This is a genomic window from Nocardioides antri (genome assembly GCF_008373765.1).
Taxonomy (GTDB): Bacteria; Actinomycetota; Actinomycetes; order Propionibacteriales; family Nocardioidaceae; genus Nocardioides; species Nocardioides antri.
Window position 1 is genome coordinate 105,087 of the sequence record NZ_VUJW01000006.1, and the last position, 14,516, is coordinate 119,602.

The window sequence follows — 14,516 nt, forward strand, 5'->3', positions numbered from 1 at the left end:
TCAGTCGGCTGAGGTCAGCCGTGGCTGACGCGGTCGCGGCCGGAGCCGCCGACGATGCGGTCGGCACCCGGGCCGCCGCGGAGCCAGTCGCGGCCGGGGCCGCCGTAGATCCGGTCGTTGCCCTTGGCACCGTTGACGAAGTCGTTGCCGGCGCCGAGGTAGGTGACGTCGTTGCCGGCGTCAGTCAGGACCCACAGGCGGAACTTGGACGTGAGGCTGCTGCCGTCGGTGTAGTCGTTGCCGAGACGCGGCCAGACCTGGACGAACATCCGGCTGTCGCGGAACCGCGGCGGGATCTTGCAGACGGCGGAGACGCCCTTCCGGACCTTCTCCCGGTCACAGCGCTCGGGCAGGCTCTTGAACCGACCGGTCCGCGTGTCGCGGAAGCGGAGCGCGTGGCGCTCCTTCACCCAGGTGATCCGAAGGTGCTGGTCGTGCTTGCCGGAGATGTAGACCGGACCGTGCTTCGAGTAGCGGATGATCGCGCTGCCCCCCATGTCGGAGACTCCCGCGTCACCCGGGCCGAGCATGAGCGGCGGGTGGTGGTCCGCGGAAGCGGGGGCGATGCCGATGGCGAGACCGGCGACGACGGCGACGAACAACGTGCTGATGGTGCGAATCAAGGAGACCCCTCCTGGTTTGTGGCTCCCAGGACCATAGGCGGATTTCCTCGGAGCGCGAATTCGTCGGCTGAGATCCGCACCACTCCGGCAGGGGACAGGCGGCCCACCTCGGCGCCGCCCGCACGAGAGATCTGCTAGGTCGTGGCAGACTCAGCCGCGTGAGTTCCGGGGTGCGCTGGCTGGTGCCGGTCGTGGTGCTGTTGGCGGCGGGCTGCAGCGACTCCGACGAACCCTTCTACCAACCTGACCCGGAGACGTCGGCCATCTCCACGGAGTACGACGCCGACCTCGAGCCGTCCGCAGCCGCGGTCACCCTCGTGCCGGCCGAGGCCACGACCCTGACCGTCACCGACTTCGACCAGCTCCGGCTGACGCTCGGCTTCGGCACCCTGAACAGCCGTTCCCCGGCCGCCGAGCGCGACCGGTTCTGGACAGCGGTGTCCCGCTCCGCCGCCCTGTCCAGCGGTCTGCTGCGGCCGGTCGAGGACGAGCTCGCCAGCTACGGCTTCGGGCAGGACGACGTCGCGTGGGAGGCGTTGTACGCCGGCGACGCCGACGGCTGGGTCCTCGCGCTCCACGACGACGTGCCGGTCGCCCGGGTGAGGGAGGCGATCCGCGCCGGGGTCGGCCCGCTCGACGGCGCCGTCCTCGACACCGAACGAGGGTTGGTCAGCTCCGCCGACCTTCCCGAGGGTGAGGACAGCTGGGCCGCGATCGAGGGCATCTCCGAACTGGTGGGACAGGAGGCGAGCTCGACGTACGTCGAGCGTGCCTGCCTGCCGTTCGACACGGTGTTCGGCGCGGGGATGGAGGAGCAGCTCGCGGCGGCGCCGCGCGCCGCGCTCGACGCCCTCGACCCGCTCGAGGGCTTCTCGGTCGCGCTCGGCACCGAGCTGGTGACGGTCAGGCTGGGCGAGGGGCGCTCCGACGCGTTCGACCGGCTGCGCCTCGCCGAGGTGATGCCGGCGATCCGGCCCGAGTTCGGCGCGGGGTTCGCCCGCGGCGTCGCGGACCCGTCGACCGGACGGCTCGGCTACGACCTGCAGAACCCGCAGGCAGCGGTCGACCTGGTGACGGACCGGCACCTGCCGTTCGCCGTGTGCGGCGACTGACGTCAGGAGTCGGCGAGGCCGTGCAGGTTCCGCGCCGTCGGTGACGTGGGGACCGTCGCCGGGTCCGGATAGGTGCCGAAGAGCCGGTCGGCCGTCGCGGCGGTCGTGACCGTGAACCAGTAGTGCTCGCTCTTGTAGTGGTGGAGCCGGTGGTTGCGCCACACCGAGCGGAACCAGCCCGACCGCGGGCGGTAGTCGCTGTGCAGCAGGTAGTGGGTCCACTCGTACGCCGACAGCAGCACCATCACCGCCACGATGACCGTGAACATCGCCGACCAGGTCGGCGTGGTCGCCCACGCCAGCAGCGCGAGGCCGGGACCGATCCCGAGCTCGACCTGCCACGGCACGAAGACCAGGGGGATCGAACGGGGGTCGCGATGGTGGGCGCGGTGCTTGCGGGAGAGGAGCGGGTCGATCGTGATGCCGGCGACGCGACGCGGCTTCCAGTGCAGGACGAAGACGTGGATCACCCACTCCACGACCGGCATGATCGCCACCAGCCCGACCGGGATGAACAGCTCCCACCAGGCTCCGGGCCCGGCCAGCACGCGACCGACGATCGCCGCGAGCAGGTACGCCGACAGGATGTACGGCGACGGGTGCCGCCAGAACTCCACGAACACCGCGCGCAGCGACTGGCTGGAGCGCCGGCCACCGGTGATCCTGGCCTCGTCGCGATCCACCTGCTGGCGGGCACGGGTCTCGATGTCGCCACTGGTCATCAGTCGTCTCCTCCGGGGGTCTCGGTCAGCGCTGCGAACGCGCTGATCAGCGACTCGTTGGTGGGTGCCAGGACCCGCTCCGCGGCCGCCCGGGCCGTGGCCGGGTCGCCGGCACCGATCGCGGCAGTGAGGACCCGGTAGGGATCGACCTGCCCGACCTCCCCGGCGAGCGCCGGGGCGAGGGCCGGCAGCGCCGGCTCGTAGGCCGCCCGCAGCCCGTTGAACATCAGCCGGAACACGATCGAGTCGGCGCCGTCGACGACGACGTCCCAGAACTCGAGGGCCAGCTCCTGCCACGCGACGGGGTCGGTGGTCCCCGACAGTCGTTCGACCACGGCGTCGAGGGCGACCCCGAGCGCCGGGCCACCCCGCTCCGCGGCAAGGGCCGCGATGCCGGGTCCGATCGAGGTCCGCGCCTCCACGATGCTCCGCGCGACGGCCGGGTCGATCCCGCCGCCGCGGACCAGCAGGCGCGGCAGCAGGTCGAGGCCGCCGTACCTCCGGAAGTCGCGGACCGTCGCGCCGCCGCCGTGCCGCACCTCGACCAGCCGGGTCTGCGCCATCCGCTGCAGCGCCTCGCGGACCGCCGGCCGGGAGACTCCCAGGACCTCGGCCAGCTGGCGCTCGCTGGGCAGCTGCTCGCCGGCCGCCAGGCTGCCGTCCACCACCTCGTCGAGCACCTGGTCGAAGACCTGGTCGGACACGGACTTCCGGGTCACCGGTTTCAGAGCCATGCCGCAGACGATAGGCGGCAGTTGGACAGTTGGTCAAGTGGTAAGACCAGTGACGGCGATAGAGGAGGCCGGCTCGCCCCTCCGTAGGCTGGCCGGGTGCAGGTGACCGCGTGGTGGAGCCCCCGGTTGTGGGGCGCCCACCTCCTCGCGCTGGCGTGCGTCGCCGCAGCGGTCGCCCTCGGGCTCTGGCAGTACGACGCCTGGGAGGCCCATCGCGCTGCGGAGCGGATCGACCTCACCCACGCGGAGCCGGAGCCGCTCACCGACGTCCTCGGGCCCGACGAGCCGTTCCCGACCAAGCACGTCGGCCGGCCGGTCGTCGTCGACGGCACCTGGCTGCCGGAGGGCACGGTGCTCGTGTCCGGTCGCGAGGAGGACGGCGAGGACGGCAGCTGGGTGGTGACCCCGCTGACGGTGGGCGGGCCGGACGACGCGGCGGTCCCCGTCGTCCGCGGCTGGGTGCCGGGGGAGGACCCTGCCGATGCGCCGCCGCCCCCGACCGGCACCGCCAGCCTTGTCGGCTGGCTCCAGCCCGGGGAGGGCACCGGCGCCGCCGACGAGGACCCGACCGACGCCGTGCTCCCACAGGTGCGGATCGCAGACCTGGTGCAGCTTGTCGACGTCGACCTGTACGGCGGCTACGTGGTCGTCGACCCGGACGCGACCGCCGACGCCGGCGGTCGCAACGCCGGCACATCGCACCTCGCGCCGGCGACGCTGGACCAGCTCCCGCCGGCGGGGACGTTCACCGCCTGGCGCAACATCGCCTACGCGATCGAGTGGTGGCTCTTCGCGGCCTTCGCGCTCTTCCTCTGGTGGCGGTTCGTGCGCGACGCGCTCGGCCGGCCCGGGACCGCCGAGCAGGAGGTCGCCGACCCCCCGGTAGGTTCGGCCTCGTGAGCAGGCTCTTCACCATCTACCGCGTGCTGGCGTTCGTCGTCGGCGTGCTGCTCGTCGTCGGGACCATCGGGTCCGTGCTGAAGTACGGCCTGTCCGACGGCGGCTCGCTCGACCAGCTCGGCGAGGACCTCACCCCGGTCTGGCTCGTCCACGGGTGGGTCTACATGGTCTACGTCGTGGTGGCGTTCGTGCTCACCCAGCGCGCGGGCTGGGCGCTGCCGCGCTTCCTGCTGATGATGGTCGCCGGCCTGGTGCCGGGGCTCATCTTCTGGGTGGAGCGCCGCGTCGCCGGCCAGCTCCGGGCAGAGCACCCGGAGCTCGCCGGCGCCTAGCGGCTAGACCCCTGCCTCGGGCTTCGACTCGGTCGGCAGCGGGTCCGTCAGCGGGTCCGGGGTCGTCTCCGGGGAGTCCGGGGTCTCGGGCGTCGCGGGCGCGTCCGGCACCGGCTCCTCGACCGGAGGAGTGCTCGCCCGGGCACCGCTCGGCGGGGGGGCCGGGTCGTAGGACGACTGCCAGCCGCCGCCACCGTCGTTGCCGCCGCCCTGGAGCTTCTTGGCGACGAAGGCGACCGCGCCACCAACCGCACCGATCATCAGGAGCGTCTTGATCTTGGACCGCTTCTTCGGCTTGGAGCCGCTCAGCTCGGCGGCCTTGGTGTCGGCGTACTCCTTGGCCTCGGAGGCCTTCTCGGCGATCGTGGCGGCGCCGGCCGAGATCACCGGTGCTGCCTTCTGCCGTGCCTCCGCGGCCTTCGCGGCTGCGGTCGCGGCGCCAGCGGCGACCACCGGCGCGGCCTTCTCCCTGGCGTCGTGGATCGCGGGCCGAGCCGTGTCGTTCACGAACTCCCTGGCCTGGTCGATCGCTGTCTCGACGTACTCCTCAGCCTGCTCGAGGAGCGTCTTCTTCTTGCGAAATCCCATCGCCGAACCTTTCCGAATCCGAGAGCTGTGCGCCGGACGATCTGTCCTGGTCACTACCCCATCCCACCACGCGCAGACCGTGCGGACCACCCGCAGCGCGGGCCCCCGTAGGATCGACGGCGAGCGTGCGGGCACCGACGCCCCCGCAGACCCAGCAGCGCGAAAGGCAGTCATGGCGGACCTCCAGGCCACCCTGAAGACGAACAAGGGCGACATCACGATCAACCTGTTCCCCAACCACGCACCGCGCACGGTGAAGAGCTTCGTCGGCCTGGCGACCGGCAACCCGGTCGAGGTCTCCGCCGACGGCCCCTACCGCCCGTCGCCGCGGGAGGGCTCGGCCGGATCGACGCCGTTCTACGACGGTCTCAGCTTCCACCGCGTGATCCCCGGCTTCATGATCCAGGGCGGGTGCCCGCAGGGCACCGGCACCGGCGGCCCGGGCTACACCTTCGACGACGAGCCCCACCCCGAGCTGGTCTTCGACAAGCCCTACCTGCTCGCCATGGCGAACGCCGGCGTCCAGGGCGGCCACGGCACCAACGGCTCGCAGTTCTTCATCACGGTCGGCGCGACGCCGTGGCTCAACCAGAAGCACACGATCTTCGGCGAGGTGGCCGACCAGGCCGGGCGCGACGTCGTCGACGCGATCGCCGCGGTCCGGACCGGCCCGATGGACCGCCCGGTCGAGCCGGTCGTCATCGAGTCGGTGGAGATCACCGGCGCCTGACATGAGCGACGCTCCCGTCGGGGTGCCGACCTGCTACCGGCACCCCGACCGTGAGACCTACGTCCGCTGCCAGCGCTGCGACAAGGCGATCTGCCCGGACTGCATGCGCGACGCGTCGGTCGGCTTCCAGTGCCCCGACTGCGTCAAGGAGGGCGTGAAGAGCACGCGCCAGGCGCAGGCGGCGTACGGCGGCCGCCGGTCCGCGAACCCTGCGCTGACCTCCATCGTGCTGGTCGCGCTCAACGGGCTGGTGTGGCTGGCGATCATCGCCACCGGGTGGAAGTCGAGCCCCCTGATCCACCGGCTCGCCCTGGTGCCCGCCGGCCTGTGCGAGTCGAAGGACGACCCGGGTGGCCGCTACCCGCTCGCCACCCCGGACCGCTGCGCCTTCGCCACCAGCCCACCGGGCGACGGCAGGTGGGTCGACGGGGTCGCAGACGGCGCCTACTGGCAGCTCCTGACGAGCATGTTCGCCCACATCGAGATCTGGCACATCGCGGTGAACATGCTGGCGCTGTGGATCCTCGGTCCCCAGCTCGAGGCGGTGCTCGGCAGGGCCAGGTTCCTGACCGTCTACCTCGTCGCCGGCCTCACCGGCTCGGTCAGCGTCTTCTGGCTCGCCGGTCAGCACACCCCCACGCTCGGCGCGTCCGGGGCGATCTTCGGACTGTTCGGGGCGCTGCTCGTGATCGTGGTCAAGGTCGGCGGCGACCTCAGCCAGATCCTGTGGCTGCTCGCGATCAACGCGGTGATCACCTTCGTCGTCCCCAACGTCTCGTGGCAGGGCCACCTCGGCGGCTTCCTCGGCGGCGCGCTGGTCGCCGGGCTCCTGGTCTACGCGCCGAAGAGCCGGCGCACACAGCTGCAGGTCGCGGGGGTGCTGCTCGTCGTCGCGGCCCTCGCTGCCGCCACGGTGGCCCGCACCGCGATGCTGGCCTGACCTTCATCCCCAGGGTTTCCCACAGGTGTGGGTAACTACAAGGCTGTAGTTATCCCCTGGGTGTGGAGAAACCTGTGAACTACTCCCACTTCGTGGCGAAGGTGAAGCCGACCGCCATGAAGGCGATGCCGACGAACAGGTTCTTCTGCTCGAGGTCGTTGAAGACGGCCAGGTCCTGGGCGTGGTCGCCGGTGCCGACGACGTAGTACGTGCAGATCCACAGCAGGCCGAGGATGAAGCAGCCGAGCATCCCGACCACGACGCCGCGGCCGCGACCGAGCGGGGTCGACGGGTGGGCGGCGATCATCAGGCCGATCATGATGGCGGCGAAGCCGATCAGGTAGTTCCACTCCTGGAGGTCGCCCACGAAGTTCCAGCCGGTGACCACGCCGGGCTCGAAGCTGTCCGGGTCGAGCGCCGGCTTGTCGTCGTCGCCGAAGCCGGCGACCGGGCGGACGCCGATGTAGTAGTACGCGATCCAGGCGATGCCCCCGAGGACCAGGAGGAGCGAGACCAGGAAGCGCACGCTGAACACCGGTCCGCTCGACGGGTCCTTGAACGCCGAATTGTCCGAGCGCTTGAGGCTCGGGAGCGAGAACTTCACGGGTGGGGCTCCTCAACTCTGCACCGGTGGCGAACGGGATCGACACCTTGGTAGGCCGTACGCGGTCGCCGCCTACCCTAGTGACCATGACGGATGCGGACGCCGACGGGCCGACGGAGGAGGGCCCGCGCACGTCGCTTCGTCCGCGCCGTTCGCTCGCCTGGCGGATCGGCACGCCGTTGGTCGTCGCGCTCAGCGGCGCCCTCTTCGTGGTGTCCGCCGCCGACAGCGGCGGCACCGACCTGCGGCCCGGGCGCTACACCGACCTGGCCGGGCTGGTGGAGGCCGAGGCCGCCGACTACGAGGACGTCCGGCAGGAGCTCGAGGACCTCGAGGAGGAGGTCGACGAGCTCGCCGGCAACGTGCGGTCGCTCCGGGTCACCCGCACCCGCGGCCGGATCGAGGACCTGCAGGACCCGGCCGGACTGGTGGCGCGGAGCGGGCCCGGGGTGAGCGTCACCCTCTACGACGCCCCCGAGGAGAATCTCGGTCCCGCGGTCGACCAGGGCTACAAGGTGGATCGCCTCGTGGTGCACCAGCAGGACATCCAGGCCGTGGTCAACGCGCTCTGGCGCGGCGGCGCCGAGGCCGTGACGATCGCCGGCCAGCGGGTGATCACCACGACCGGCATCAAGTGCGAGGGCCCGGTGGTGCAGCTCCAGGGTGTCCCCCACCCGCAACCCTACGTCGTGGAGGCCGTGGGCGACCCGGAGGAGCTCACCGAGGCGATCGAGCAGGACCCGCTGGTCACCGGCTACCGCGCCGACGCCGCGAACCCCTACCTCGAGATCGGCTTCGAGATGAAGACCGAGGACCTCGTCAAGGCGCCGGCGTACGACGGCCTCCTCGACCTCCAGTACGCCGAGCCTCTCGGCCAGGGGTCCTAGCTAGTCGTCCCCGCCACCGGGCACCGGGACGCTCAGCGGGTCGAGCGGGTCGCTGCCCTCCTCGACCTCCCGACCGTCGCGGAAGCCGTCGCCGTCGGTGTCCGGGTTGTTGGGATCGGTGCCCGCGGACGCCTCCTCCTCGTCGGACAGGCCGTCGCGGTCGGTGTCGGTCTCGGTGTCGGGAGGCGGCGCCGACGTGGTCGGCTCCTCCTCCTCCTCCTCGAAGACCGAGACGAAGATCGTGACCGTCTCGTTCTGGTCGAGCTCCTCGCCCTCTCCGGGGATCACGTCGGTGACCTCGCCCCGCGGCCGCTCGGAGTCGGAGTCCTCGCGCACGTCGACCTGGAACCCGGCCTCGATGATGAGCCGCTCCGCCTCGCCCTGCCGCAGGCCGATCACCGGAGGCACCACCTCGGGCCCGTCGGAGACGCAGAGCGTCACGCTGTCGTCGCGGCCGACCGAGACGTCGGGTTCGGGCGTCTGCGATACGACCGTGCCGTCGGGATCGTCGGTGTCGCACCGCTCGGGGGCGATGCTGATGTTCTTGCGCCGGATGCCGGCGTTCGTCAGCGTCTCGATCGCGACCCGCTCCACGTCGCCGCGCACGTCGGGCATGGCGAAGTCGCACGGGCCGCTGCTGAGCACGAGGGCCACCTCGGACCCCGGCTCGACGTAGGTCTCGCCCTCGGGATCCTGCTCGACGACGTAGCCGGCGTCGTACTGGTCGCTGCACTGGCGCTGACGGTCCTCGATCCCCAGTCCCTCCTCGGCGAGCAGGTCGCGGGCGGCCTCGCGCTCCAGGCCGGTCACCGGCGGCACCTGCACGTCGGTCGGCTCGTCGGGGAACAGCTGCGGCCAGACGATGTAGGCGGCGGCGAGCAGGGCCAGCACCAGCAGGCCGAGCACGAGCCAGAGCCACGGCTTGCGGTTGCCGTCGTCATCGTCCGAGGGCACCGGGCGCTGCCGGACCATGGTCTCGCTGACCCCGTTGCCGGTCGGCACGACCGCGGTCACGCTGGTCGGCGGGTCGTCGACCGGGACCGGCGGCGGGGCGACCGCGGTGACCGGTCGGCCGGCGAGGTAGCGCTCGATGTCGTCGCGCATCTGCGCCGCCGACTGGTAGCGGTCCTCGACCCGCTTGGCGAGCGCCTTCATCACGATCGCGTCGATCTGCGGGGTGAGGTCGGAGTCGTGGTGGGACGGGGGTACGGCGGGCTCGCGCACATGCTGGTAGGCGACCGCGACCGGGCTGTCGCCGACGAACGGCGGCCGGCCGGTGAGGAGCTCGTAGAGCAGGCAGCCCGCGGAGTAGACGTCGGAGCGGGAGTCGACCGACTCGCCCCGTGCCTGCTCGGGTGAGAGGTACTGCGCGGTGCCGACGACGGCCGCGGTCTGGGTCATCGACGACGCGGCGTCACTGATCGCGCGGGCGATGCCGAAGTCCATCACCTTCACGTCGCCCGAGGGGGTGAGCATCACGTTGCCGGGCTTGATGTCGCGGTGGATGATGCCGGCGCGGTGGCTGTAGTCGAGCGCCGACAGCACGCCGCTGGTGATCTCGAGCGCGCGCTCGGGCAGGATCTTGCGGCCCTCGCGGAGGATGTCGCGCAGCGTGCGGCCGGCGACGAACTCCATCACGATGTAGGGCTGCGCCACGCCGTCGCCGGCAGGCTCCTCGCCGGTGTCGTAGACCGCGACGATCGCCGGGTGGTTGAGGGACGCCGACGACTGCGCCTCGCGCCGGAACCGCGCCTGGAACGTGGCATCGCTCGCCAGGTCGGTGCGGAGTCGCTTGACCGCGACGACCCGCCCGAGGCGGGCGTCGATGCCCTTGCGCACCTCCGCCATGCCACCGCGGCCCAGCAGCTCGCCGAGCTGGTAGCGACCACCGACGGTGGACCCGGAGCCGGTGGCTCCGCGCGGGTCCGTAGGCCCGCCGTCCGTCATTCGCTCCCGCCTTCCGTCGTCTCGGTCGTTCCAGTGTCAGTGGTCGGCGGTGTCGTCGGCGGCGTCGTCTCGGTGGTCGGCGTGGTGACGGGCGCGGGGCCCCACCAGTGCACCTCGATCGTCTCGCCGACCTCGACGGTGCCGGTCGGGTTCAGGCTCGCCACCGTGCCCTCCTCCTCGCCCCCAGGATTGGTCTCCTCGACGAACTGCACCGGCAGGCCGAGCCGGTTCAGGTCTGCCTCCACCTCGAACCGGTCGCGTCCGACGTAGTCGGACGGGTCGATCTGCACCGTCTCGGGCGCCGTGGTCGTCGGGGTGGTGGGCTCGCTGGTCGTCGTCTCCGAGGTGGCGGAGGTCGTGGGCCGGGTCCGGTCGCGGGTGGGCGTGTCGTCCGTGGCGGTCGGATCCTCGTCGTCGCCGCCGAGGAGGAGGAAGGCCACCACGATCGCCGCAGCCACGAGGAGCAACACGATCAGCACCGCGGGCAGCACCGACCTCGACCGCTTCTCGGCCGGTTCGTCGCCCTCGTAGGCGGCGGGCCGGTCGAGCCGTGGCGTCGGCACCGGGGCCACGGCAGCGGCGGCGACCTGCTCGGACGTGCGCGGCAGGACGGCGGTCGCGTCGGTGACCGGCGGCGGCACGGCGCCGGCCGGGGGTCCGACCTCGGCGCCCCGGAGCGCGGCGGCGAGCGCGGCGCCGTCGGCGTACCTCTCCGTGGGGTCCTTCGCCAGTGCCCGGCGGACGATCGTGCGCAGGTCCTCCGGCAGGTCGGTGGGCAGGTCCGGGATCGGCTGCTGCAGGTGGGCGAGCGCCGTGGCCACGGGGGAGTCGGCCTCGAACGGACGGCGGCCGGTCAGGCACTCGAACCCGACCACGCCGAGGGAGTAGACGTCGGACGCCGGGGTCGACGGGTTGCCGCGCGCCTGCTCGGGCGAGAGGTACTGCGGCGTGCCCATCACCGCGCCGGTCCGGGTGATCTGGGCGTCGTCGCCGGCGCGCGCGATGCCGAAGTCGGTGACCTTCACCTGGCGCTCGGGGGTGACGATGAGGTTGGCGGGCTTCACGTCGCGGTGGACGATGCCGGCCCGGTGGGCCACGGCCAGCGCGTCCGCGGTCTGCGTGAGCAGGTCCCGGACCACGGCCGGGTCGAGCGTCCGGTCGTTGCCGCGCGCCTGGGCGAGCAGGGCCGAGAGCGGCTGCCCCTCGACCAGCTCCATGACGAGGTACGGCGACCCGGCGCTCCCGGGACCTCCCGGGTCGGAGGAGTAGTCGAAGACCCCCGCGATACCGGGGTGCTGGAGCGCGGCCGCGTTGCGGGCCTCGGTCTCGAAGCGGGTGCGGAACTGGGGGTCGTCGGCGTACTCGTGCTTGAGCACCTTGACCGCCACCGGCCGGTTGAGCCGGGTGTCGGTCGCCCGCCACACCACGCCCATCCCGCCCGTGGCGATGCGGTCGTCGAGCCGGTACCGGTGGGCCGCGTCGGCGTACTGCTCAGTCATCTAAGACTGCCTCCATCACTGCCTTTGCGATCGGACCACCGAGCTGGCCACCTGCGATCTCCTTGCCGGGCGCCTCCTGGATCATCACCGCGACCGCCACCTCGGCGTCGTCGGCCGGTGCGAAGGACACGAACCACCCGTACGGCGGCAGGCCCTCCACGCCCCGCTGAGCGGTCCCGGTCTTGCCGGCGACGCTGACGCCCGGGATCGCAGCAGGGAAGGCGGTGCCGTTGTCGACAGTCTCGACCATGAGCTCCGTGACCTGGTCGGCGGTGGTGGGGCTGACGGCGTCGCGGATCTTCTCCGGTTCGGTGGTCTCGAGCGTCTCGACCTCCGCGGACTGGATCTCGTCGACGAGGTAGGGCCGCATCAGCGAGCCCCGGTTGCCGAGCGCCGCGACCACCATCGCCATCTGCAGGGGCGTCGCCTGGACCTCGAACTGGCCGAAGCCGGTCTGCGCGGTCTGCGCGTCGTTGAGCTCCTCGCTCTCGCCGTCGACACCCTCGACGCTCGTCGGGTAGACCGACTGGGCCTGCGGCTGGAGGTCGAGCAGGTAGTCGCTGTTGAACCCGAAGCTCTCGGCCTGGTCGCGCATCTTCTCGGGGCCGAGCTCGACCGCCATCTTGGCGAACGCCGTGTTGCACGACTGCGCCATCGCGGTGGCGAAGGAGACCTCCGCCGGGCTGCACCCGAACCGGCCCTCGTTGTCGATCACGTTGTCCGGGCCGGTGGTGCCCGGCGTCTGCCAGGTCGCCCCGGACGGAACCTGGTCGTCGGCGCTGTAGAGCCCGTCCTCGATCGCCGCCGCGGCGGTCACCACCTTGAACGTGGAGCCGGGGAACAGCCGGGTCTGGGTCGCCCGGTTGACCAGCGGCTCCTGCTCGTCGTCGTCGAGCCGGTTGTAGGTCTCCTCGGACTCCTCGAACTCGTGGGTGGCCAGCTCGTTCGGGTCGTACGTCGGCAGCGACACCATCGCCAGGATCCGGCCGGTCTTCGGCTCGATGGCCACGACCGACCCCTCGCCCTCGGGTCCGACCGTCTCGAGGAGGGCGTCGTAGGCCGCCTGCTGCGCCTCCGGGTCGAGGGTGAGCAGGACGTTGCCGCCCTTGTTGTTCTGGTTCTGGGCGAGGTCGATCAGGCGGGTGACGAAGAGGCGGTCGTCCTCGCCGGAGAGCACCTCGTTCTGCGTGCTCTCGACACCGGTCTGGGTGCCGAGGGTGAGGAAGCCGGTGATGTGGGCGTAGAGGCGCGGCTTGGGGTAGACGCGGAGGTACTTGTAGCGGTCGTCGTACTCCTCGCTGCGCGCCAGGATGATCTGGTCGCGACCCTCGCCGGTGAGGATCTCGCCCCGCTGCCGGCTGAACGCGTCCTCGGCAACCCGCGCGTTGAGCGGGTCCTCGTTGAGCTCCTCGGCGTGCCAGAACTGCAGGTAGGTGACGTTCACCATGAGCGCCAGGAACAGGAACATGCAGAAGATCGAGACGGTGCGGATCGGCCGGTTCACCGGTCATCACCCGCCTGGACCTTGACGACCTGGGTCTGCTGCTGGTCGGGGTCCTCGGTCTCCTGAGGGGCCTCCGGAAGAGGACGCCGTGCCTGGTCGGAGATGCGGAGCAGCAACGCGATGATCACCCAGTTCGCGACGAGGGAGGAGCCGCCGTAGGACAGGAACGGCGTCGTGAGACCGGTCAGCGGGATGAGCCGGGTGACGCCCCCGATGACGACGAAGACCTGGAGGGCGAAGACGCCGGCGAGGCCGGTGGCGACCAGCTTGCCGAAGCCGTCGCGGGAGATCAGGGCGGCGCGGAGGGCGCGCTCGACGATGAGGCCGTAGAGCAGCAGCACCGCCAGGACCGCGGTCAGCCCGAGCTCCTCGCCGATGGCCGCCATGATGAAGTCGGACTCGGCCTCGGGCACCCGGGACGGCATGCCCTGGCCGAGCCCGCGGCCGGTCAGCTCGCCCCACGCGAAGCCGTAGAGCCCCTGCACGAGCTGGTAGCCGTCGCCGTCGCGGTCGGCGAACGGGTCGAGCCAGATCTCGACGCGCTGCTGGACGTGGCCGAAGATCCGGAACGCCACCGCGGCCCCGCCGAAGAAGAGCGCGCCGCCGACGACCAGCCAGCCGGGCCGCTCGGTCGCGACGTAGAGCATGATCAGGAACAGGCCGAAGAACAGCAGGCTGGAGCCCAGGTCCTTCTGCAGGACCAGGATGCTGAGGCTGACGCCCCACATCACGAGGATGGGGCCGAGGTCGCGGCCGCGCGGGAAGTCGATGAAGAGCAGCCGGCGACCCGCGAGCGCGAGCGCGTCGCGGTGGACGACCAGGTAGCCCGCGAAGGTGATGACGAGCAGCAGCTTCGCCACCTCGCCGGGCTGGAAGCCCACCGGGCCGAGCCGGATCCAGATCCGGGCACCGTTCACCTCGTTGCCGATCACCGGCAGCATCGGGAGGACCAGCAGCGCGATCGCCGCGAGGCCCGAGGTGTAGGTGAAGCGGGCCAGCAGCCGGTGGTCGGGCAGGAGCACCAGCGTCGCGACGAACAGGACGACACCGACGGTCATCCAGATCAGCTGCTGGTCCGCGCGGCCGGTGTCCTCGGCCAGGTCGAGTCGGTGGATGATCGCGAGCCCGAGCCCGTTGAGGGCGGCGACGATCGGGAGCAGCACCGGGTCGGCGTAGGGCGCGACCATGCGCACCACCACGTGGGCGGCGATCACGAGCGCGGCCAGCCAGCCGCCGTACCCGACGAGGTTGGCCGGGACCTCGCCGTCGACGCCCAGGCCCACCGACGCATAGGCGCCGATCCCCACCACCAGGGCGAGGATGAGCAGGAACAGCTCAGCACCACGCCGGCGGCGGTGCACGAACTGCAGGAGGAGGGCGTTGGCCACGGTCGG

Annotated in this window: 15 protein-coding genes; 6 read left to right on the top strand and 9 right to left on the bottom strand. The window is 71.7% G+C overall.

The features are described from left to right. Window positions 1-14: 14 nt before the first annotated feature. Complete coding sequence (locus F0U47_RS12575; RefSeq protein WP_149750820.1) at window positions 15-623, bottom strand: calcium-binding protein; 609 nt, start codon at window positions 621-623, stop codon at window positions 15-17. A gap of 158 nt (window positions 624-781) precedes the next feature. On the opposite strand from F0U47_RS12575, the gene F0U47_RS12580 reads away from it, so the two are divergent. Beyond that, window positions 782-1,735 (top strand): hypothetical protein, encoded by a 954-nt coding sequence (locus tag F0U47_RS12580; protein ID WP_149750821.1) that lies wholly within the window; start codon window positions 782-784, stop codon window positions 1,733-1,735. Window positions 1,736-1,737: 2 nt separating this feature from the next. On the opposite strand, the gene F0U47_RS12585 is transcribed toward F0U47_RS12580, so the two are convergent. Continuing rightward, entirely contained in the window at window positions 1,738-2,457 is a 720-nt protein-coding gene (locus tag F0U47_RS12585; RefSeq protein WP_149750822.1) for a sterol desaturase family protein, read from the bottom strand. Then, entirely contained in the window at window positions 2,457-3,191 is a 735-nt protein-coding gene (locus F0U47_RS12590; protein WP_149750823.1) for a FadR/GntR family transcriptional regulator, read from the bottom strand. Before F0U47_RS12590 ends, F0U47_RS12585 begins: the two co-directional genes overlap by 1 nt. Before the next feature lie 96 nt (window positions 3,192-3,287). Between F0U47_RS12590 and F0U47_RS12595 the strand changes: the two genes are divergently transcribed. Further along, window positions 3,288-4,091, top strand: coding sequence for an SURF1 family protein (locus tag F0U47_RS12595; RefSeq protein WP_149750824.1), 804 nt, complete (start codon window positions 3,288-3,290; stop codon window positions 4,089-4,091). Next, window positions 4,088-4,423 carry a DUF3817 domain-containing protein gene (locus F0U47_RS12600; RefSeq protein WP_149750825.1) on the top strand — a complete coding sequence of 112 codons (336 nt, stop codon included), beginning with the start codon at window positions 4,088-4,090 and terminating at the stop codon, window positions 4,421-4,423. Before F0U47_RS12595 ends, F0U47_RS12600 begins: the two co-directional genes overlap by 4 nt. A 3-nt stretch (window positions 4,424-4,426) precedes the next feature. Here the strand turns inward: F0U47_RS12600 and F0U47_RS12605 are convergent, their stop codons facing one another. Then, the gene (locus F0U47_RS12605; protein ID WP_149750826.1) at window positions 4,427-5,011 is read right to left on the bottom strand and encodes a hypothetical protein; all 585 of its coding nucleotides are present in this window, start codon (window positions 5,009-5,011) and stop codon (window positions 4,427-4,429) included. 172 nt (window positions 5,012-5,183) lie between these two features. Between F0U47_RS12605 and F0U47_RS12610 the strand changes: the two genes are divergently transcribed. Next, complete coding sequence (locus F0U47_RS12610; protein ID WP_149750827.1) at window positions 5,184-5,741, top strand: peptidylprolyl isomerase; 558 nt, start codon at window positions 5,184-5,186, stop codon at window positions 5,739-5,741. Between the two features lies 1 nt (window position 5,742). Then, window positions 5,743-6,681 carry a rhomboid family intramembrane serine protease gene (locus tag F0U47_RS12615; RefSeq protein WP_149750828.1) on the top strand — a complete coding sequence of 313 codons (939 nt, stop codon included), beginning with the start codon at window positions 5,743-5,745 and terminating at the stop codon, window positions 6,679-6,681. A gap of 79 nt (window positions 6,682-6,760) precedes the next feature. Here the strand turns inward: F0U47_RS12615 and F0U47_RS12620 are convergent, their stop codons facing one another. Next, the gene (locus F0U47_RS12620) at window positions 6,761-7,285 is read right to left on the bottom strand and encodes a cell division protein CrgA (protein WP_149750829.1); all 525 of its coding nucleotides are present in this window, start codon (window positions 7,283-7,285) and stop codon (window positions 6,761-6,763) included. Window positions 7,286-7,371: 86 nt separating this feature from the next. Here F0U47_RS12620 and F0U47_RS12625 point away from each other — a divergent pair, with 86 nt between their 5' ends. After that, complete coding sequence (locus F0U47_RS12625; protein ID WP_149750830.1) at window positions 7,372-8,172, top strand: DUF881 domain-containing protein; 801 nt, start codon at window positions 7,372-7,374, stop codon at window positions 8,170-8,172. Here the strand turns inward: F0U47_RS12625 and pknB are convergent, their stop codons facing one another. The 4 genes from pknB to F0U47_RS12645 are packed head-to-tail and all read right to left on the bottom strand — an operon-like array spanning window position 8,173 to window position 14,510. Beyond that, window positions 8,173-10,119: a Stk1 family PASTA domain-containing Ser/Thr kinase gene (gene pknB / locus F0U47_RS12630; protein WP_149750831.1), complete on the bottom strand. Its 1,947-nt coding sequence runs from the start codon at window positions 10,117-10,119 to the stop codon at window positions 8,173-8,175. After that, the gene (locus tag F0U47_RS12635; protein WP_149750832.1) at window positions 10,116-11,618 is read right to left on the bottom strand and encodes a serine/threonine-protein kinase; all 1,503 of its coding nucleotides are present in this window, start codon (window positions 11,616-11,618) and stop codon (window positions 10,116-10,118) included. The genes pknB and F0U47_RS12635 overlap by 4 nt, the downstream gene beginning before the upstream one ends. Continuing rightward, window positions 11,611-13,122, bottom strand: coding sequence for a peptidoglycan D,D-transpeptidase FtsI family protein (locus F0U47_RS12640; protein WP_149750833.1), 1,512 nt, complete (start codon window positions 13,120-13,122; stop codon window positions 11,611-11,613). Before F0U47_RS12640 ends, F0U47_RS12635 begins: the two co-directional genes overlap by 8 nt. Then, entirely contained in the window at window positions 13,119-14,510 is a 1,392-nt protein-coding gene (locus F0U47_RS12645; RefSeq protein ID WP_149750834.1) for an FtsW/RodA/SpoVE family cell cycle protein, read from the bottom strand. The genes F0U47_RS12640 and F0U47_RS12645 overlap by 4 nt, the downstream gene beginning before the upstream one ends. Window positions 14,511-14,516: the final 6 nt, after the last annotated feature.

Bases quoted from the DNA above. Each gene is read 5' to 3' on its own strand.
- F0U47_RS12585 (WP_149750822.1), bottom strand. From the start codon at position 2,457: ATGACCAGTGGCGACATCGAGACCCGTGCCCGCCAGCAGGTGGATCGC.
- F0U47_RS12590 (WP_149750823.1), bottom strand. From the start codon at position 3,191: ATGGCTCTGAAACCGGTGACCCGGAAGTCCGTGTCCGACCAGGTCTTC.
- F0U47_RS12605 (WP_149750826.1), bottom strand. From the start codon at position 5,011: ATGGGATTTCGCAAGAAGAAGACGCTCCTCGAGCAGGCTGAGGAGTAC.
- F0U47_RS12610 (WP_149750827.1), top strand. From the start codon at position 5,184: ATGGCGGACCTCCAGGCCACCCTGAAGACGAACAAGGGCGACATCACG.
- F0U47_RS12615 (WP_149750828.1), top strand. From the start codon at position 5,743: ATGAGCGACGCTCCCGTCGGGGTGCCGACCTGCTACCGGCACCCCGAC.
- F0U47_RS12625 (WP_149750830.1), top strand. From the start codon at position 7,372: ATGACGGATGCGGACGCCGACGGGCCGACGGAGGAGGGCCCGCGCACG.
- pknB (WP_149750831.1), bottom strand. From the start codon at position 10,119: ATGACGGACGGCGGGCCTACGGACCCGCGCGGAGCCACCGGCTCCGGG.
- F0U47_RS12635 (WP_149750832.1), bottom strand. From the start codon at position 11,618: ATGACTGAGCAGTACGCCGACGCGGCCCACCGGTACCGGCTCGACGAC.